Source organism: Oceanospirillum beijerinckii DSM 7166 (genome assembly GCF_000422425.1).
In the GTDB taxonomy this organism is placed as follows: domain Bacteria; phylum Pseudomonadota; class Gammaproteobacteria; order Pseudomonadales; family Halomonadaceae; genus Oceanospirillum; species Oceanospirillum beijerinckii.
Map to the genome: position 1 here is coordinate 6298 of NZ_KE383834.1, position 18077 is coordinate 24374.

Sequence of the window (18077 nt, forward strand, 5' to 3'; positions counted from 1 at the left end):
ATTGTTTCTACTGCCTTAACGGCAAACACTGCTGCAACAGTGCCTTCTGCAACCCGCATTCCAGAGCCTTCCCTGAGGCCAAAAAGGCGACCCTGTAAAGTGTAGGGTTATTTTTTGGCTTAAATTGCCAATTTTCGCACTTTTTGGAGCGTTGCATTCAGCTAACTTATTGATTTTAAAGAGCTGGTGAACCTTATGATCTATTGTTTAGCTAACCGGCTGTTTTTCATAATAAAATGATTTTTCGCTCGATTAGAGTAAAAGGCCTACCAAACTAGTCAATCCGTTCGGGAGTCATATTACTTAACCTTGTATTACGGATCAACAATAAAGCAGTCACAATTGGATCACCCACCTTTATCCACAGGAGCTGGCTTGCTGTTTGGCTTGTTCCAGTTCTTTCTGGGCTTTTATATATCGGAGCTTGGCGTTTTCTGTGCCATTGTGGAAGTCTTCCAGTAAGTCCAGCACCCAACGGCGGAAGGCTTTGGCTTTTTCGGTACGGGCAAACATGGCGATCAGGTGGGCACCGCGAAGGGAGAATACACGCACTTCACGTATCTGACCTGCGCCCCCAATTTGGGGGTGCAGGTCTGGGAGCTTCATCAGTGTTGTCATAGATTCCGTGAATTCATCCTTATTACGTTCATAGAGTTTGCTCATTGCCTTGTATGAGTTCTCATAATCCAAAGCATCACCGATTTGCGTACCCCTTACCCAAATCTGATTATCAATACGAAGAAACTCAATATCGGTATTTTCAAAAGCCATTTTTTCCATAACAACATTCCTCGTGGTTTCAAAATAAAGGATGCCGCCGGGCCGTTGGAAAACACCGAGCACCGGCCTTTCGGGAGCTACCCTAGGCTGCATACAAAACCCGCAGGCATAAAAAAACCGCCGGTTGGCGGTTATCTCTTATCACTGCTTTTATCTATAAAGCCTTTACGCTGCCTCTTGATCTGAGTGCATCTCCCCCATAATTTTGGCGGCATTCAGGCTAATCAGGTCAATTGGTAGGTCTTTCTCTTTACGCTCTGCAATCTCCCGCGCCTGCTGATCGAACACTTCCTGATAGTCTTTACCCATGATGGCCATTTCGTCTTCATAGGTGCTCAGGCCAGATTCAATCTTGAGAATGGCTTCTTTGGTTTCTTTTAGGCCGTCGATAGCTAGGCGGCCTGTGCCGATCCAGCGGCAGCGGGTCCAGGCACCGATCCCTTGATAGAAGTCTCGGGTTGCGCCTTTGGGCAGTGAGACGAGATTACGAAACAGCATCTCTTCCAGTACGCAACGGAAGATAATGGTGGCTTTGCGCTCGGCAATAATCTTGCGTCGCCCCATAAAGTAGCGCCAGTTTTCACCCAGCGAGGCTTTAACTGTGCTGTAGGACATCTGCTTGAAGTTTTTGCTGAGCGTTTCGTAGGGCAGGTTAAGACCTGCTGCCAGCCAGCGCAGTACGGAGCTTTCAAAGTCCACATAGCCGTTATCGACGTTGCCGGGTGATTGTACGTTTAAGCGTTCGCCACTCATCAGGTGCGGCACCCGCGCGCCGTTGAGCTTGAGCCCCAGGTTACTGTGATAGGCTTCAGCGGTGTTCATGTGGTTGAGTAGCGCCTGACTGGAGATGTTGCCACCGCCCAGAATCTCTGCGACCACATCCGGCGGCATATCGCTTTCAATGGTGGCGGCAAACATGGCACTGACTACGGCATTCTGCAGGCGGGTGTGGTGCATTTTTGGCAGCATCTGCATCTGTTCCAGTACGGTCAGAAACTGGTTAGCGCCTCGGGTTTGGCCGTCTTCTACTGGCTCAAAAATATGGGCAAATTTGGGGCGACCATGACGGGTTTCACGGCTGACATAGCGCCATTCGTTACCCATGCCGTGACCCAGGCTATAGCCATCGGATTGGCCGCTACGCACATGGTAGCCAATTGCGGCACCGTGACGATTAATCGCTACACCGGCTTTCAGGCCGTTACCATCCATCAGGCCGCCGGGGTTGCTGACCCGTTTCGGTGCTACGGATTTAATGGCGGTTGAGATGTAGGCACCTGTGCGGGGAATCCACTCTATGGCAAACATATCTTCCCCGGCCTTGGTGTGCATTCCGACGCCTTCGCGGATCATCATGGTGAAGGTGCGTTTGCGCTCTGCATCCAGATAGCAACTGGTGGGATCTTCTGCGATCTCTTGCCAGGCTACTTCTACATCTCGGGCAAAGGCTCTGGCATCTTCCTGACTGATCCCTAAGGCAAGGTGATTCGGTTTGTAGCTGAGCCGGAACAGTTCACCGACGATATTGTCAATGTGCAGCTGTACGCCGTTGCTGGCAAAGGCGTTATTGCGCACCACGTCTTCAGCACGGGCGTTACCCATATTCAGGTTAGGCAGCAGGGCGGCATCCATGGTTTTAAGGCCGGGATACCAGTCACCCAGCTGACCACCAAAACCGGCACCGGCACCCTGATAACTCATTTGCCGCAGGGGCTGACCACTCAGGTCAACCAGTTGCGGTGATTGTGTCGATGCGATTGGTGCGTTCATAACTACCTCAGAAAACTCTAAATGCCCGGCGACGTTGGCTGGATGCCAATACGGATTCCAGCTCTCGAATATAAGCCCTTAAACTGCCAACATTGGCGGGGGTGTAATCAACCTTGCGGCCATCCTTTTGGATGCTGGCGACGCCTTTACCAATACTGAGCGCGTGAAGTGCCGCCCTTGCTTCATCTAACTGCGCTTGTGTTGCCATCAGCTTTCCTGTTGTTAACCGCCCATTCTGCGCCCCAGTTCGGCTATTTGGTCAGCCACGCTTTTACCCGCTGCAGTGGGCGGCGGGTTTGGCCGATCCGTTTGGTGCCGGGTACTGGTCTGGGGTTTGAAGGTGCGGGTTTTGGGTTTATGGGGTTGGGGTTGTTGGGACTGGGGTTGTTTGGGTTCAGGCTCAGATAGCTCCGGCCTATCCATCTCGACTTCTAATTTCTCAATGGGTACAACCGAGGTTTCCGGTAGGTCTTCAGGATGCTCATCAATGTAGGTAATAAAATCATCATCCTCAAAACTACCACCCAGCAGATCCCCTTGACTCAATTCAGCTTCCCGAGCATCCCAGTCATATTTAGGGAGATTGATGCGCAAAACCCTGGCCGAATGCGTGGCATAACCCATGCTATCCCAAGCTTCTACAGAAGCCCCGGATTTGGCAGTCCAAACCAATTTGCCACCGTGCTTACGCGATGGGATTTTGCTTTCACCTGTGATCTGCTTATAAAAGTCTGATCGAATACCGACCGGCCAGTGGATACGACCAGGGCCACTGCCCTCTAATCTCAATCGACCCGAGATCAAATCTTTAAGTTTGTTTACACCGACAACCCATATCTGTAGGCCCCATTTAGCCGCTTTGGTCGTAGCACTCACATCAATTGGCTTAGGGAGTTTTAGGATTTCGGCATCGATCTCAGAAGAGCCTTTAATAGCCATTAACTTTGGACCGATACCGGCTTTACGGCTACGCACATAGTGATAAACCGCATCGTTGGTATTACCGTCACCCGAGTCGATACCCGCGGCGGCTATACGCATCGGTGCACCACTTTCATGTCGATAAACACCGCTCAAAACACGATCCAGCTCGTACCAACAGGGATCATTCAGATCATTTACCGACGTAACCGCATGAATCTCACCCCAGTAAACAATCCAGGATTCTTCACCTCGACCCCACGCCATCAGCACAACTGCCAGTCGATCCGGCTGCACATCGATGCCCGCAGTCATAAGCAATGATCGTTGTGGCGGAATCAGTACAGAATAGTTCTCCGCTTTCGCTTCTAGCGTTTCAGCATCCGGGGAACCGTCTTTATATTCGTATGCCTCACCTAATGTTGTGTTGGTGAAGTGAATCATCTTGCCCTCATCACCCTGCTTTAGGTGCTGCTGAGCAACCAGAAACTTATCGGCCAGTGCAGCCAGCTTGGAACCGGGAAACGGTGAGTAGAGTTCGTTGATTTTGAACCCGGCCACACCTTTGGTTTCTGCCTCTGCCCGCCACTCTGCTTTCTTAACGTTCAGGTTTTTCTGCCGGTCATCCCAAATACAACCATTATGCGGACAGACGTAATAGGCTTGCTCCGGTTGAAACCTGCCATAAACCTCATGATTCACCGATGGGTCTTCAGGGATAATGACGTTGTCCCAATGCAAAACATGGTATTCACCGCACTCGTGACAAGGTACCCAGAATTGGCGACGGTCACTTTTCTTATAGGCCTCTTCCACGCGAGAGAAACCTTTAATGGTGGGTGTACCTCCAAAAATCAGCTTGCTGTCTTCAAAGGTTTTAAGACGATCCCGCAGGTGCTCCACTGAGTCACCCTGACCCTGAACATCACCAGAGCAATCATCTGGCTCTTCAACACAGCCCACCGGCACTGACCAACTCTTAACGTTATCTGGTGAACCAGAACCCACCAAAGCGAGAAAGCCACCGCCAGGAAACTCTTTATAATCTTTCGTGTTGTCTGATGACCGAGACACCCCTAAGTTAATCAGCTCATTCAAAACCGGCGTAGCCGTCACCATGGGGTTAAATTTTGTTCTTAGGTATTTGTTGATGGACGTTTCTTTCGGCATCAACATCAAGATGCCGCACGGGTCTTGGTGCATTCGACGACCTAGGTAGTTATTCCAGGCACCATCCGTCCACGCTACCTGAGACGATTTGGTACAAACCACCTCTCTGATCTCTGGATCATCCAGAGCATCCAACATCCCCTTAACCCAGGGCGTGTAATCTGAACTGTATTTACCCGCTTTTGCCGTGGTGCCTTTTGCCAGCCACCGATATTTATTGGCCCAATTATTTGTCGACATCTGCGGTGGAGGAATAAAGCTCATCAAAGCCCGGCTGATCACACCCGCTCTGTTCGCTCTCAATTTTTGATAGAGCGGTGAGAATGTTTCGAGAATGGTCATCCAAAATACCCAGGTCTAAATCTATGCCGTATGCCGCATCGATATCCGTTTTCAACGAGCGATTACCACCCATCATGGTTGAGCGAATCGTAACCGCCATATTGGTCAACAACTCTTCCAGATCATCAGCAGGAATCAGCTGTTCAACCTCTCGCGCAATGGCGATTTCTTCCTTATCACCACGCAACCTATCAAGCCTGTCTTTGGGAGACTCAGAGGTTTTACCCATCTCCCGACGCACCAACCAGGCAAATACCTTTTTGGTGTCATATACATTCCCTTTACCACGGCCTCCACGCTCCTCTATAGGGAACGTTGGGTCCTTTTGAAATTCGGTAAAAGTTTTCTCGGACCATGGAAAAACGTCTGCTAGCTGCTTCTTATTAACCAGAGCCATACCGTTTTAACCTATTGATTACCAAGATAAATAAAGGAAGGAAGTCCCACAAAAATCCTATGTCTGGGCAAACTCCGCGACTCTGTGACCCGTACACTAAAAAGCCGCCAGAAGGACCCGCAGTTTTCAGAGGGTTACAGCCGATCCGGCCAGAAAGCCGAATCAAAAAAGAAAAAGGGCAGTGACTGAAACAATCGGATAAGTTCATCTGTTTCTGATTTTCAGTATGCCCTAAAGCCAGGTAACGCCTGGCACGTTTACGGAGAAGGTTTAATCACTGGCCGCTATAGCTTCAGATGATCAATGGCCTGTTCCAGCAGAGTACGCAATGACGATTCCGTCTCACGTTCTAACGCCTTGCCGCCTACTGAGCGAACATGCTTCAGGGCCTCTTGCATCTTGGCTTCACCCTTTAGATCGGAACGCTCAGCCAGTTGAACTGACTCAAACACCGCACGGCGCAAGTGTTTATCCATTGCAGCCCGTAACAGCACACGCCCCGCGAATTGCAAAAGGCCGAATAGAAATTGTTGAATCATGCGGCTTGCTCCTGTCGTTCAGGTTGCGGCTCTGGGTTTGGCTCTGGCTGACTGACCTCAGCCAGTCGCTGCCAGAACTCATTACGCTCAGCCGTTGACCGGACCGGATAGATATAGCGCCCTTCGTAGCGCATCCAGACCGTCTTAGGCAGATTGATTCGAAGATCCAAATGCAGCATCGGCTCAGGTTTGCCCGATGGCCCCGTGGTATCCAGATAGACACCGATCCCGCCCCACCACACACAGCTCATCGCCACCAGAAAGGCATGGCGGATATCACACTGCGGGAACACACCCCCGCCATCACTCAAACGATTAAACGCATAGTGACGACTGGTGGGTGAGCCATCCTTACGAAACCAGCCACCCGGCAAAGGTGACGGAATCACCGGATAGCCCAGCAGATCCCGATAGCCCTCCAGCGATAACACCAGCTCAGCTTCCACATGTTCCAGCACACCTTCAGGAAACTCATCAGGGCTGAACCAGTTGATATCCTTCCAATCCATCTGAGCTGCAGAATCAGCGATTATCCTGCGTTCAGTCGTTTGCTCGGTCATAGCGATCCTCCAGCCGTCGCTCCAAGGACTGGACTCGAATATCCAGCCGCTGCAGTTTGCTTTCAGTACCGCCCAGCCGATCCAACCCGACCTTCAGCACCTCCACACGCTCCTCCAGTCGGGTTAGCGTCTCCAACCCATCTGAAGCCTTGTTGCCTGCCCAGCCCAGCATCGCCACCACCGCCATCACCAACACCGTTTGCAGATGTCGCTCAAAGCCACTGACCCGGCCACCACTCTTGTCTGTCATATCCATTAAGCCCCCAACTTGCAGACATAAAAAAACCCGGCCAGAAGACTGACCGGGTTAAGACTTTCAATGCAAAACCGCCGATAAAACACAAATTGCAGGCACAAAAAAACCCGAAGGGGGTGCCTTCGGGTTTTCATGGTTACACGTCTACGACGGTGCCTGAAAGATAATAGTCGAGTACCACATGTGTCAAACTGATTTTTCACACACATGACTCGAAAATGCTCTATACACCCCCTAACTGATTGTTTTTAGGACTTTTTAACAAGAAAAGAATTTTTTGGTGAGCATCTGCCAAACGTCTGTAAAACGTCATTGGCGCACAACCACACTTGCTAGCCTTCTCTTGTTTTGTTGAAATCCCATCCAAGTACTGAACCTCAACCACCATACGCAGCTTCATATCAAGCCGCTGCACCGCCCGGTCCGTATCAAAGATATCGTCCGGCATGGAACCGGCACAGGGATTAGCACCCCGGATCACCTCGCCACCCCCGGCCATCAGCGCCCCCAACACGCTGCCGGAAGAGGTTTGAATCCGCCCCCTGTCATCGTTCGCCAATCGCCACCTTGCCCAGGTATCCAAGCGCTGATCGATGACAGGGATCTTCCCCTTACGCTCAGGCCCAAGCCGTTTAGCAGACCCTGCTGATTTATCAGATTTAGCCCCCTCACCTTCCATCACCGTAGCACCCACGGCCTGATCATCCAGATCCTCCCTTACTCCCACCTCAACCTCCTAACGCCTGTTTCATTTGGCCCAGCCAATGCTGAGCGGTTTGTTTTTGCTGAACCGTTCGCACCTCCTGACCGTTTCTGTGCTGAGTCAGTGACCGACCATCACAACGCTGCAGCTCGAATTGTTCCCCCGCCATAGCCCGCTGGCACAGCTGCTGATAAACCTTGCCAAACCGCTTTTCAGTACCGCCTTCAGAGCGCTCTAAATCAAACCACCCCACCTGCCGACCCGTGTGATAAACCACCGCATGAGACCACTTCGCAGCCCCCGGAGCATGAGCCGCCCGACAAGCCTCACGGTAAGCAAACTCAACATCCGGCAGACCAAACTCAGCCGGATCAGGCTTGCAGCACTCCATGAACTCAGGCAGCGTCGGCGGCATCGAATGGCGCTCAAAGCAGCGCTCAAAACCCCGCAAAATCTGATCCCGAGTAAACACCGACAGCGCCTTAGCCCACTCAGACTTACCCGCCTCCGTCATCTCAGGCGCAGGCAACCGACTGGCCCACAAACCACCGTAAGCGGCCTGCATTTTCACAAACACCTGATCAATCCAACGGCCACCCGTTTGAATCGAAGGTCTGCCCACCTGCGCCGTAGGCGGCATACTCACCACCTGCCCCTGCGGATTGATCGACTGCACCGGAGAATGCCCCCGCACAGGACTCTGCGAGGATGGCGGAAGCAGATTTTCGACTTGAAACCCTTGATTGTGCTGCATGACTAAACTCCTTGCTTGGTTGACCCATCGCCCCGGATCGCCCATCACGAACCACCCTCATCACACGCTGAACCAGCTTGTTCTCCCACTCGCCTTGCGTAATGGGCTGATGAGGTCGGGTATTCCAGTAGCAACAGAATTCCGACAGCAGATCCAAGTACGACTGCTGATCGAAAAGTTTGGGAAGGTCTAACCCCCGGCGTTTGCACAGCGCCATAAAATTTTCTGACGGCTGCCAGCCATCCAGGGGCATGGTAAATCTCGGTCGAGTATCAACCGGAGGGGAAAACGGATCAGCGACTTCACGCGCGTTGTCGCCGACGTTCGTAATCTCTGAAGTATTCTCTGTAGTAATCTCTGTATATAGTTTGCAGGATTCTGCAAACTGGGATGCAGAATCCTGCATACTAAATGCTGAATCCTGCAAACTGTGGATTTCATTAGCTTTTTCCGGCAAATCCGGGCTTTTAGCGGGTTCAGGCTGCGCGTAGTTTGCAGAATCCTGCATACTGTTGATTTTATTGGCTTTTTCCTCAGAACCCGCCAAGATTGCAGAATCCTGCAAACTGGTGTTTTTCTTAGGTTTTTTCAGCGCCGGTTTACCCTGCGCAAACTCCAGAATCAGCTCAAATAACCGATCCAGATTCAGCCGGAAAAACAGCTTAGCCGGACGGCCCTGACGCCTCTCCTCCAGCAGACCCACCGCCTTCAGATCACGCCGGGCACGCTCCTGCTCAGACCGTGACAAGCGTGTTTCTTCCGTCCACTGTGTACCCGTCTTGTAGAACCAACCCGCCCGCTCAGCCGCGATACGGCCACCCGTAGACCAGTAGTAAGCCTGGCTCAAAAACACACCACCCACAGTGCTACCCGCCACATCGCGGAACACCGGATGAAACGCAATCGTGCGCTCAAGCAACGTCGTAATCAGCGCAATACTCATAACAAAACCCCTCCTTTCGGGCACACAAAAGCCCCCTGCAGCCCGAACGGCACAGTGAAAACAAAAGAAAATATGAAAAAGAAAAATTGGGCCGCTACGGGCCGGAACGGATATTCATAGGCATAACGCCTTCCATATTTATTAACCTGGGCTAATATGAAAATTCACACCTAAAGCAAAGGAATGATCGAATGTCACAAACAGTACATTTCACACTACTCAAAGAAACAACTTTGATTAAAGAACTGGAAATAGAAAATGCACCTATACCCCGCGTAGGCGAGGTTATCCACGCCCCCGGAAGTGCTGCGAACGGCATGGACTGGTATATGACCTCTGACGTCCGTTACACAATGAACATCGAGAAACAAACCATGGAAGTAGAGGTCACAGCACATGCAGCCTCATCAGATGAGCACAGAGGCATAGATGACCACCGATTACGCCTAATGCACTCCACTGGATGGGTTAGCACAGATATAGAAAACTAAAGCCTTGAGGTAATCACCGGCTCTGTCAGATCGTCTAGTTCAGACAGAGCTTCAGATATAACAAACAATCGTTTATAAACCTCAGTCTCTTCAAGCTCCGGCCTTGCTACATTACTCGAACCAAAATACCCACCACGAATATCGACCATCGCCTTCAGAACACTGTCTTTAGCTTGTCGAACCTTCTTGTTAACCCCTCCGCATCCCACAACCGTTTTCAACTGATCTGCTTTAATAGCTGGAAACTCAACTTTTTTATCTACATCAGTCATAACAACACTCCCTACTCCCCAACAACACTATCCAACTCAGGTTGATACCCCACCGATACCAGCTCAAGTCCCTCAAGTTTCTTGTACTGACGCACCAAAGAAGACGCCGACATAAACACAGCCTCATACCACACCTGAACATCATTAAGTCCAGGCAAAGCACTTTCAGCCTTTCGCTTACCAAACCGCTTAATCAGCTCCTGTTTCTTCTTTGGCGGATACATCGCACGGGTACGCTTACGCCAAAGCTTCTCAGTCACAGGCTTATAGTGAGGATTTGGGCCAGCGAGGTTTTTATGCCCCCAACCCGCACAGGTTGAGCCATCCAGGTATACCCGCAGAGCAAACGTACTCTCACTAACTGCAACCCGAACCACCTGAACCAGAATTCCCTCATACCGGAACTTCGCCTGAGCATATAAGCCCTCAAGCTCCCGCTGGACCTCAGCCCACTGCTTATTACTAATCGACATCCTCAATCCTCCATAAACCTTTCAGCCAACTGACCCAACACCGCCAACCGCCGCTGAGCCTCATGAACCATCGCATTGATCCGCCGCGCCTCAGTCGCATCAACCCGGCCATCTTCCAACGACCGAATCACCTCCTGAATTGCCTGATTGGTCGCATCCATAGACGCCGCACCACCGGCCAACACATCCAGATCCCCCGGCGTATCCCGCACCTCAGACAACCAATGGAACGTCGCACCCACCGGCTCACACAGCGCCGTCAAAATACGCGCATCCCGAGTGATCACAGCAATCTGCACAGCCTCATCCGCCGTCAGCAGATGACCCGAAACATTCCCGTTCAACTTATTCGCCAACGTCTTAGCCGTAACCCCCAACGAAGGGGCCACCGCTGCCACCTTGCCCGGATAGCCCCACACCGCGTGATAACACGCCTGAGACAGCGACAACGTACCGCCGTCATGATCCCTCGCCTTAGCACCCATGTACCTGATCTCCTTTATGTCACGTTGATGAACCCGATATTGAAGGCAAACTGAGAGATAATTGTCCGGGAGGTGCGCCAAAGACGTCTGGCCTCAGTAAATAGCGACTAATTTCACCCTTTGTGGCTTCTTCTATCTTTACTGAGTAGATCGGCCCCACTTTGCACACCTCTCTAGCCCACTTAGAAACAGCAGCTTGAGAAACTCCGCATTTACTTGCCAGAGATGCCTGGGAACCGACTAACTCAATAGCTCTTTTAACTAACTGGGATTGCTCCATGATTTATAACCAAAGAATAACTAAAGTTGTAATTATTAATACCACTTTAGTTGTTTGTCAAGTCACAACCTGAGTTATATGATTCGCAGATGAAAGAAATAGACACCCCATCTACATTTGCGGAACGACTAATCTACGCCCGAAAAGCAGCTGGATACTCACAGGCGCAAGTGGCAGAACATGTCGGAATGTCGCAGGCTGCATACTCAAAACTAGAGCGCGGCCAAAGCATGTCATCTAGGAAGACAGCCGAGTTGGCCAACTTTTTAAACGTGCACTCCAAATGGTTAGCCGACGGAGACCGACGTTTTTTTAACGAAGTGGACTCGAACGTTGAAGTAGCGCCACCAATAAAGAAAGGATGCCCTGAAATTAATTGGATTCAGGCTGGTCAATGGACAGAGATAGGAAACACCGCTATTGACCTATCAGAAGCCAATTATTACCCGTGCCCAGTAAACTGCTCAGATCAGACATTTGTTTTGAGGGTGGTAGGTGAAAGCATGATCCCTGATTATCACGAAGGGGAGCTTATTTTCGTAGACCCAGAACGATCCGCCGACAGTGGTGACGACGTTGTTGCAGTTCTCACTCACCAGAACAAAGCGACATTCAAGCGATTAGTGATAGAGCCGGACGGAACCCAGCTACTTAAAGCACTGAATCCTACCTATCCAAATAGATACGTTCCGATTGATGACAGCTGTGAAATCATTGGGAAAGTAATTTTTTCGGGGAAAATTCGTTAAACATCAAACAGATGCAACCAAATAAAAACCTAAACCGCCTTTCATGGCGGTTTTTTTATGCCAAAAATATAACTAAAGATGTTGAAAACAAAAACAACCATAGTTATATTTCAGTTGTCAGCGATACAACTGATTAGAACCAAAGCGCTGACAGCCTCACCAAATTGAGGCGGTAGCGCTCTTTAACAATGTAGGTAGACATTAAAAACCCCGCCCGGAATTGGCCGGGTGGGGTTAACACAAGTTATGCGCTCAAAACGTGGAGATAGCTTCCCACTAGGCTGCAGCTATGACACCCTCTATCAATTAGGTACGGAGAATTAGCTAAAGGCGACCCCAATGCTGGTGTAAGGCCCAGTGCGAGCGCGTTCTAAAACAATTCAATCATTAATAGGACAGCGCCATGCTACCATGCTAGTATCCGCTGTTTTTCGAACTATCTTTATAAGGGATTTTCATGGACTCCACTAATCTACATACTGTGCCATTTCTAAAGTGGGCCGGTGGTAAAAGATGGTTTACGGAGCACACAAAGGATTTTATCCCAGAGTTCAATGGCACCTATATAGAACCGTTTCTGGGAAGTGGCGCTGTGTTCTTTCATCTTCAGCCTGAACAAGCTATTCTCTCTGATAAAAATGATGCCCTAATCAATACCTATAAAGCGATAAGAGATGGTTGGAGGCGGGTATCTTATCTGCTAAAAGAGCACCAAGCCCTTCATAGCAAAGAGTATTACTATGAGGTTCGTGAAAGTATTCCTACCAATAGGTACGAGCTTGCCGCACGGTTCATCTATTTGAATCGCACTTGTTGGAATGGACTATACAGAGTAAACCTGCAAGGAAAATTCAATGTCCCCATTGGGACGAAAAGCAATGTGATCCTTGAGACAGATGACTTCCAGGCTCTCTCAAAGAGACTGAAACAAACGACCCTTTTGACTGATGACTTTGAAGCGATTATCCGGCAGGCAGGCGATGGGGACTTTATTTTTATAGACCCCCCCTACACCGTAAAACACAACCAGAATGGCTTTATTAAATACAACGAAACTCTTTTCTCATGGCAAGACCAAGAGCGACTGGCAGATGCAGTCAAATCTGCCGTGAAAAGAGGTGCAAAAGCATTGGTCACGAACGCTGCCCACGAATCGATTTCAGAGCTGTATGCCGAGTTTCAGCAAACAACTCTTAATCGTAAAAATGTGCTTTCAGGGAAACCTGAGTTCAGAGGTAAATATGAAGAGTTGATTATTAAGTGCTGGCATCAGTAGCCAGCACAGTCTTTGAATCGTCGATACAAAGCACCTTCACCACTAGAACCCGGCTTGTAATTATCTACAGTAAACTCTTCATCATCAATATCAAATTGAGAGAATATCGCTAAAAACTCTTCTTCAGAGATAACTTCACCCAAGCGACCTCTATTAAGATAGATATCTTTAATGAATCTCATACACGCCATAAAGCCATTGGTTTTACTAAGCATATACCCTTGCTCAGCGCTATCCCAAGCCTTAGGCCAACGCTGCCTTATTGCGGAAAAATAATTCCATATAATATCTACCAACTCGTAATCTCGATCATCAATCATAAATGATCTGAAAATCAGTTTATCGAGATCTGCTTTGTCTAATAAAGGTATTTTTCCACGCTTATATATATCTCTATCCTTTATCTCTTCTCTGGATATATGCTTCATTAACGCCTGTACAAATGCGGCCTGTGTGATACCCATTTTCCCGCTTGGATTTTCTGCAGTGCCAAGCCTCTTGATACGGCCATAAAACGGGCTATCTTCTCTACTAGTCAAGACTACGGCTATGTTGTGACATAATTTCTGAGGACTTCTTGCCTTAGCAAGATCATATAAATCATACACAAGGCTTTTATTAACCTTTGTTTGCGCCAAGTTCACTGTCGAAAATATATAACCCTCAGATGCCACATCGAGATCAATAAAAATACTCACATTAATATCAAAACTATCTCCTTGGTAACCCTTAAGCCCTTCTATCCGATGCTGGCCATCAAGAACTTTGGCTATATTTTCATACGTCACCTCATCATATTCACCATCTCCCTCAAAGGCAGAGAGTGTCATAACTCCAGTTTTCTCGTCATATGACGCACATGAGCTAGGTATAGAAAGAATTACAGACGTAGGAAAGCTTGCATCCACTGTATTAGTATAATCTGCAATCTTCTTAGAGCGCTTTTTATCTAAGGGTCTCTGGATTCCTAAATAGCTTTCAAATTCTCGTTCACCATTAATTCGTCTTACATCAGAATAAGTAATATCGATTAGGTCTTTATATTCAACCGAACCAATATAAAAACAACCAATTGGCTGCTTAATTTCAATACATTTAAAGCTAACAAAACTCTTTCCAGAAGTTAGAGGCATATCCACAGTACTCATAACCGCCCTCTCCTCTCACTATTTCTTTGATAGTTTTTATCAAAATCATGTTCTTGATTGGCAAACTCTTTGGCTGGATCAACGATATTATTACGATAAGCTTGTGCAATCAGAAGAATAAATATAGATAAACCAAAAATAATAGATGAAAAAAACTGGATTCCGGCTTTTCCTTCACCTGCGCCAAGCAATACCTTAGCGTAAAATCCAGCCGATATAACCAAGATCATAAAAACGCAAACGAAGTGCGATGTTTTTGAGGGAAATCTTGTTTTATTAGGCTTATCCCAGAACAATATCCATATAACGGGAGCTAGCAAGGAAGAGGCATATAAAATAAGCTCACCTTTTCTTGTTAGCGTATCCAACCCTAACCAGTAGCCATTAAAAGATATGTCTTGCTCAACCATAACAAGAAATGCACCAAGCCATATCGGCATTGTAGAAATCAAAACCGTTACAACTGTTTCGTTTACAGAAGTCATGAAATCTTCCCACCGAATATCTGGCAGCCCAGAGATTATTGGTATAGACCTTATAAGCATTAAAAGAATGCTTTTACATTTATTAATAATCCTAATAAACCACATGCAAGCTCCCTTTAAGCAGTTATAGCACATAGAACATCCAGCGTAGTTAAAACCTACAATTATCACTCCCATCAATTATTTTAGCTAATCATTCTTTAGTTTCACACAAATAGCTGATGGGAAAAATGTGACGCCCATTAATCTGCCTCAGATTATCGACACGTTAAGTAGCCTTAGCAATGCCTGATTATTCGATGCAGATGGGCGGTTATTCTGACTATTTTGGCGGGAGTTACCGTACTTTGTGGTATAGCGGGGAGATGGTGACTGTATATGTCGGAGTAAGAAAGGTGTTGGTTTTTGTTACTTTGAGCTGTGCAGAACGAAATACCGATGGTTTAGCGCCACTTACAGTTCACCTGTATGGCCGTTCCTTTGTCTTTTATGGGTATCCCTTCAGAACATGGCTGTAGCCCTAACTTGGGCAAACTACACACTTCCGAATAACCGCTTTACCAACCTAAGACCAATAACGCCAAAAACTTTGGCGCTTTATTTTAAGGAGACCATTATGAAGAACACGACCACTGTTTCAGAATTCAGCCCACCCCACGCTGTTATCATTATAGGGGCGGGGATCGGCACATGGCTTGATAATGAATTCTTACAACTTCTCGCGATGATTTATCTGGTATTTTTCGCTGCACTGGCCCTGATAGCCCTAATCACCCCGATCCGATACATACATACCCATCTCGACAAAGCAGAGACACAAGGAGACCGGGGCGACTGGAATATGCTAACTATCGTTATTCTGACAATGCTGGAGTGGTATATCGGAACAGGTATTATGATTTTTGCCACTATAGCCAGTCTGGTGGTAAAGAAGCAGTGGCAAAAATACAAGCAGCCAAGCCTTAATACCAATATGGGACATCCATAAAATTATCCCTGATTATCAACGCCAAACCTGCTCAGGTTGTTAACTTCCCCAAGCGTTAATCCAAAGCCCTGTTCCCCTGCACTACCCCAGGCTCTAACAGGGCATTTTTTTGCCTGAAACAAATATACTGTATAAATATCCATTATATTGAAATATCATAACCGGACTACTCAAATCCGGTTAATCCCCCACACCCTAACCCATCTACTCAACTTGCCCTGCCACCCGCACCCTGCGGTGGCCGGGCTTTTTTATGTCTTTAGAAAGGAAACCGCTATGACTATCCAAGCATCCCCCGTTAACCGTGATGCCAATGGCTACTGGACACACCCAGACTATCTATACCGGGATGAATCCACCTCTGACGAAACCGTTAAACAATGGGAGCAAGACAACAAAATTACAACTACCGTCATCCACTTTGAAGATGATGCGCCAGAAGAACTACTGGAAAGCGACAACTCTCATCATGCAATCAGGTTCTGGCAACCAGCCATGCCACCCGGCAGCTTCTTACTATCAATACACGACACAGAAGACTGGGGGGCAGTTGCAATAATCGCCCACCCAGACGACTACATAGCCGAGCGCATCGCCACAACAACACTTAAAGAGATCAATAAGCTACCCGCCACACTGGTAAGCGCATCCCTAAGCCAAGAGAAAGATTGCTTCGCAGAGCAGTACGCAGAAGAAGAGTGCCCACACCGAGCAATGAACCTTATGTGCTTAATAGGACTGATTAACGGCCATATGGACAAGCTTGATAAAAACCCAGGCTACATAGGAACACTCGACGACAATGAAGCCTTCGAATTCGAAGAACTGATCCAGCACCTCTGCGAAACCGACGACGGACAGCATAAACGATTCAGCCCAGATGAACTGATACTGCGCAAATACGGCGTCACAGTTGAGCAATTCCACATGATTACCAAAGACCTTTTAGCACTCACTCCGCTAATCAAAACCGCAATAGACAACCAACACTATCACGCTTTTGTCGACCACCAAGACAAAACCAGCATTATGCGACAAAGGCCAAACCAACAGATCCTGGAGAGCATCGCATGACGATACAACCCTATCCCATTACCCGTGATGCCGACGGCAACTGGCAACATCCAGACTTACCGGACTGGTCAGAGAGCACACCCAGCACCGAGATGGATTACTGGGCGAAGCAACAAGGTTTGCACACCAAGGTTCTGCACATTGGTCAGCGTATCGATCCTGATGTGGTGGATCGTTGGCTGGCTGGTGAGACAGGTCACTCTGATGACTGGCCTGAGGACTATCAGCAAAAGGGCTATTTCGTGCTGGCGGTCAGCCAAAGCGAGGAAGATATTTTTGTCTGGTTAGCCAGACCACAGGGAGGAATACACCATGAAGTTCACACCGCAGCTTGATGCCAACGGCCAGGTTTACTGGCTGGTAGAGATCCGGGTTAGGGGCCGTATGCTGATGGCTGAGGGTAATACCTTCAGTGAGGCGGTCAGTAATGCCATTGATCTACTGTGCGACGCTAACAACCTCACCTTACCCCATGTAGGAGTCAGCCATGTTTAAGATGCCAGACGATCAATATATCCGCTCCAAACACAAACCCCGTCACTACGCCGCTACTGAGCAACAACTGGAGCAACACCATATCGAAGTGGGTAAGGCGACCATCAAAGCCAAGCGCGACCCAAACAACCATGTGTACTGGGTGTTACCGGGCAGCCGTACCACTTACCACAAACCCACGGCATTAGCGGTGGCCAAGAACACCAACAAGTTAATCGGAGGGCACTGATGGCAACCCTATCTGTTGAAGAGGCCGCTAAGAAGCTGAGCTTCCCCGGTGGCCGCAACGCTTTGTATCAGTTTCTGCGGGATCACGCCGGATTCCAGGGCACGATCCCACCCTATCACCTGTGCCATCTGCATGGCTTTTTTGCGGTGATCGACGGCCAGTATGAACAGGGCCGCCGCACGATTTACACCCAGACCACTAAGGTCACGACTAAGGGGCTGACGTTTATTGCTCAGCTGATGAGTGAGCACTTGGAGAGAAGTGACCACAACCTTTCAGGAGAATCATCATGATGAAAACCAACAAGCTAATGTCTATCGAAGAATGGCGTAAACGCCGCTTTCTTGGTGAAGCCCCTGCACCGGTCACCGTCCGTAAATGGTGCGCCAATGGGGAGATACCCGCCAAAAAGATTGGTGGTAACTGGTATATCGACGTTGATGCAGAGGCCAACGTCACAGGAAAACCTTTAGTTGATATGGTATTAAACGGGTGAC

Annotated in this window: 27 protein-coding genes; 10 read left to right on the top strand and 17 right to left on the bottom strand. The window is 48.6% G+C overall.

Going from position 1 to position 18077, the window contains the following annotated elements; translation table 11 throughout:
- Window positions 1-357: 357 nt before the first annotated feature.
- The 11 genes from H579_RS27360 to H579_RS28340 all read right to left on the bottom strand — a co-directional run bounded on the left by H579_RS27360 (window position 358) and on the right by H579_RS28340 (window position 9135).
- On the bottom strand, window positions 358-780 hold the full coding sequence (locus tag H579_RS27360) for a BRO-N domain-containing protein (protein ID WP_051228294.1): 423 nt from the start codon (window positions 778-780) through the stop codon (window positions 358-360).
- A 165-nt stretch (window positions 781-945) separates the two neighbouring features.
- The gene (locus H579_RS27365) at window positions 946-2550 is read right to left on the bottom strand and encodes a phage portal protein (RefSeq protein ID WP_084624324.1); all 1605 of its coding nucleotides are present in this window, start codon (window positions 2548-2550) and stop codon (window positions 946-948) included.
- 7 nt (window positions 2551-2557) lie between these two features.
- On the bottom strand, window positions 2558-2758 hold the full coding sequence (locus tag H579_RS0123210) for a phage head-tail joining protein (RefSeq protein ID WP_028302627.1): 201 nt from the start codon (window positions 2756-2758) through the stop codon (window positions 2558-2560).
- A 14-nt stretch (window positions 2759-2772) separates the two neighbouring features.
- Complete coding sequence (locus tag H579_RS27370) at window positions 2773-4905, bottom strand: phage terminase large subunit family protein (protein WP_157834697.1); 2133 nt, start codon at window positions 4903-4905, stop codon at window positions 2773-2775.
- Window positions 4868-5380, bottom strand: a complete 513-nt coding sequence (locus H579_RS0123220; RefSeq protein ID WP_028302628.1) for a terminase small subunit — start codon at window positions 5378-5380, stop codon at window positions 4868-4870. Before H579_RS0123220 ends, H579_RS27370 begins: the two co-directional genes overlap by 38 nt.
- A 284-nt stretch (window positions 5381-5664) precedes the next feature.
- Window positions 5665-5919, bottom strand: coding sequence for a hypothetical protein (locus H579_RS0123225; protein WP_028302629.1), 255 nt, complete (start codon window positions 5917-5919; stop codon window positions 5665-5667).
- The gene (locus H579_RS28330; RefSeq protein WP_028302630.1) at window positions 5916-6479 is read right to left on the bottom strand and encodes a hypothetical protein; all 564 of its coding nucleotides are present in this window, start codon (window positions 6477-6479) and stop codon (window positions 5916-5918) included. Before H579_RS28330 ends, H579_RS0123225 begins: the two co-directional genes overlap by 4 nt.
- Window positions 6460-6735, bottom strand: coding sequence for a hypothetical protein (locus H579_RS0123235; protein WP_028302631.1), 276 nt, complete (start codon window positions 6733-6735; stop codon window positions 6460-6462). The genes H579_RS28330 and H579_RS0123235 overlap by 20 nt, the downstream gene beginning before the upstream one ends.
- A 223-nt stretch (window positions 6736-6958) precedes the next feature.
- Window positions 6959-7462, bottom strand: coding sequence for a hypothetical protein (locus H579_RS0123240; protein WP_028302632.1), 504 nt, complete (start codon window positions 7460-7462; stop codon window positions 6959-6961).
- Window position 7463: 1 nt separating this feature from the next.
- Window positions 7464-8078 carry a replication protein P gene (locus H579_RS28335; RefSeq protein ID WP_051228298.1) on the bottom strand — a complete coding sequence of 205 codons (615 nt, stop codon included), beginning with the start codon at window positions 8076-8078 and terminating at the stop codon, window positions 7464-7466.
- Window positions 8020-9135 carry a DnaT-like ssDNA-binding domain-containing protein gene (locus tag H579_RS28340; protein WP_051228300.1) on the bottom strand — a complete coding sequence of 372 codons (1116 nt, stop codon included), beginning with the start codon at window positions 9133-9135 and terminating at the stop codon, window positions 8020-8022. Before H579_RS28340 ends, H579_RS28335 begins: the two co-directional genes overlap by 59 nt.
- A gap of 191 nt (window positions 9136-9326) precedes the next feature.
- Between H579_RS28340 and H579_RS0123255 the strand changes: the two genes are divergently transcribed.
- On the top strand, window positions 9327-9626 hold the full coding sequence (locus tag H579_RS0123255; protein ID WP_028302633.1) for a hypothetical protein: 300 nt from the start codon (window positions 9327-9329) through the stop codon (window positions 9624-9626).
- Here the strand turns inward: H579_RS0123255 and H579_RS0123260 are convergent.
- From H579_RS0123260 to H579_RS30195, 4 genes are read right to left on the bottom strand one after another with little or no spacing between them, the layout of a single operon-like run.
- On the bottom strand, window positions 9623-9898 hold the full coding sequence (locus tag H579_RS0123260) for a hypothetical protein (protein ID WP_028302634.1): 276 nt from the start codon (window positions 9896-9898) through the stop codon (window positions 9623-9625). The genes H579_RS0123255 and H579_RS0123260 overlap by 4 nt on opposite strands.
- Window positions 9899-9909: 11 nt before the next feature.
- The gene (locus tag H579_RS0123265; protein ID WP_028302635.1) at window positions 9910-10371 is read right to left on the bottom strand and encodes a hypothetical protein; all 462 of its coding nucleotides are present in this window, start codon (window positions 10369-10371) and stop codon (window positions 9910-9912) included.
- A gap of 2 nt (window positions 10372-10373) precedes the next feature.
- Window positions 10374-10856 carry a phage regulatory CII family protein gene (locus tag H579_RS28345; RefSeq protein ID WP_051228302.1) on the bottom strand — a complete coding sequence of 161 codons (483 nt, stop codon included), beginning with the start codon at window positions 10854-10856 and terminating at the stop codon, window positions 10374-10376.
- Between the two features lie 19 nt (window positions 10857-10875).
- Window positions 10876-11136, bottom strand: a complete 261-nt coding sequence (locus tag H579_RS30195) for a helix-turn-helix domain-containing protein (RefSeq protein WP_084624328.1) — start codon at window positions 11134-11136, stop codon at window positions 10876-10878.
- A gap of 89 nt (window positions 11137-11225) precedes the next feature.
- Here H579_RS30195 and H579_RS27395 point away from each other — a divergent pair, with 89 nt between their 5' ends.
- Together H579_RS27395 and H579_RS0123280 are read left to right on the top strand one after the other, a co-directional pair.
- A complete protein-coding gene (locus H579_RS27395) occupies window positions 11226-11885 on the top strand; it encodes a LexA family protein (protein ID WP_036567365.1) in 660 nt (219 codons plus the stop codon).
- Window positions 11886-12342: 457 nt separating this feature from the next.
- Window positions 12343-13161, top strand: coding sequence for a DNA adenine methylase (locus H579_RS0123280; RefSeq protein WP_028302636.1), 819 nt, complete (start codon window positions 12343-12345; stop codon window positions 13159-13161).
- On the opposite strand, the gene H579_RS0123285 is transcribed toward H579_RS0123280, so the two are convergent.
- Together H579_RS0123285 and H579_RS0123290 are read right to left on the bottom strand one after the other, a co-directional pair.
- A complete protein-coding gene (locus H579_RS0123285; protein ID WP_211224792.1) occupies window positions 13155-14309 on the bottom strand; it encodes a DGQHR domain-containing protein in 1155 nt (384 codons plus the stop codon). The genes H579_RS0123280 and H579_RS0123285 overlap by 7 nt on opposite strands.
- Window positions 14306-14794 (bottom strand): hypothetical protein, encoded by a 489-nt coding sequence (locus H579_RS0123290; protein WP_157834698.1) that lies wholly within the window; start codon window positions 14792-14794, stop codon window positions 14306-14308. Before H579_RS0123290 ends, H579_RS0123285 begins: the two co-directional genes overlap by 4 nt.
- 616 nt (window positions 14795-15410) lie before the next feature.
- Here H579_RS0123290 and H579_RS0123295 point away from each other — a divergent pair.
- The 7 genes from H579_RS0123295 to H579_RS0123325 all read left to right on the top strand — a co-directional run bounded on the left by H579_RS0123295 (window position 15411) and on the right by H579_RS0123325 (window position 18076).
- On the top strand, window positions 15411-15782 hold the full coding sequence (locus H579_RS0123295; RefSeq protein WP_028302639.1) for a hypothetical protein: 372 nt from the start codon (window positions 15411-15413) through the stop codon (window positions 15780-15782).
- A gap of 276 nt (window positions 15783-16058) precedes the next feature.
- The gene (locus tag H579_RS28350; protein ID WP_051228304.1) at window positions 16059-16856 is read left to right on the top strand and encodes a hypothetical protein; all 798 of its coding nucleotides are present in this window, start codon (window positions 16059-16061) and stop codon (window positions 16854-16856) included.
- Window positions 16853-17191: a hypothetical protein gene (locus H579_RS0123305; protein ID WP_028302640.1), complete on the top strand. Its 339-nt coding sequence runs from the start codon at window positions 16853-16855 to the stop codon at window positions 17189-17191. The genes H579_RS28350 and H579_RS0123305 overlap by 4 nt, the downstream gene beginning before the upstream one ends.
- Window positions 17169-17351, top strand: coding sequence for a hypothetical protein (locus tag H579_RS0123310; RefSeq protein WP_028302641.1), 183 nt, complete (start codon window positions 17169-17171; stop codon window positions 17349-17351). Before H579_RS0123305 ends, H579_RS0123310 begins: the two co-directional genes overlap by 23 nt.
- On the top strand, window positions 17344-17580 hold the full coding sequence (locus H579_RS0123315) for a hypothetical protein (protein WP_028302642.1): 237 nt from the start codon (window positions 17344-17346) through the stop codon (window positions 17578-17580). Before H579_RS0123310 ends, H579_RS0123315 begins: the two co-directional genes overlap by 8 nt.
- Entirely contained in the window at window positions 17580-17873 is a 294-nt protein-coding gene (locus H579_RS0123320; protein WP_028302643.1) for a phage antirepressor KilAC domain-containing protein, read from the top strand. The genes H579_RS0123315 and H579_RS0123320 overlap by 1 nt, the downstream gene beginning before the upstream one ends.
- Window positions 17870-18076 carry a helix-turn-helix domain-containing protein gene (locus H579_RS0123325; RefSeq protein WP_245583355.1) on the top strand — a complete coding sequence of 69 codons (207 nt, stop codon included), beginning with the start codon at window positions 17870-17872 and terminating at the stop codon, window positions 18074-18076. Before H579_RS0123320 ends, H579_RS0123325 begins: the two co-directional genes overlap by 4 nt.
- Window position 18077: the final 1 nt, after the last annotated feature.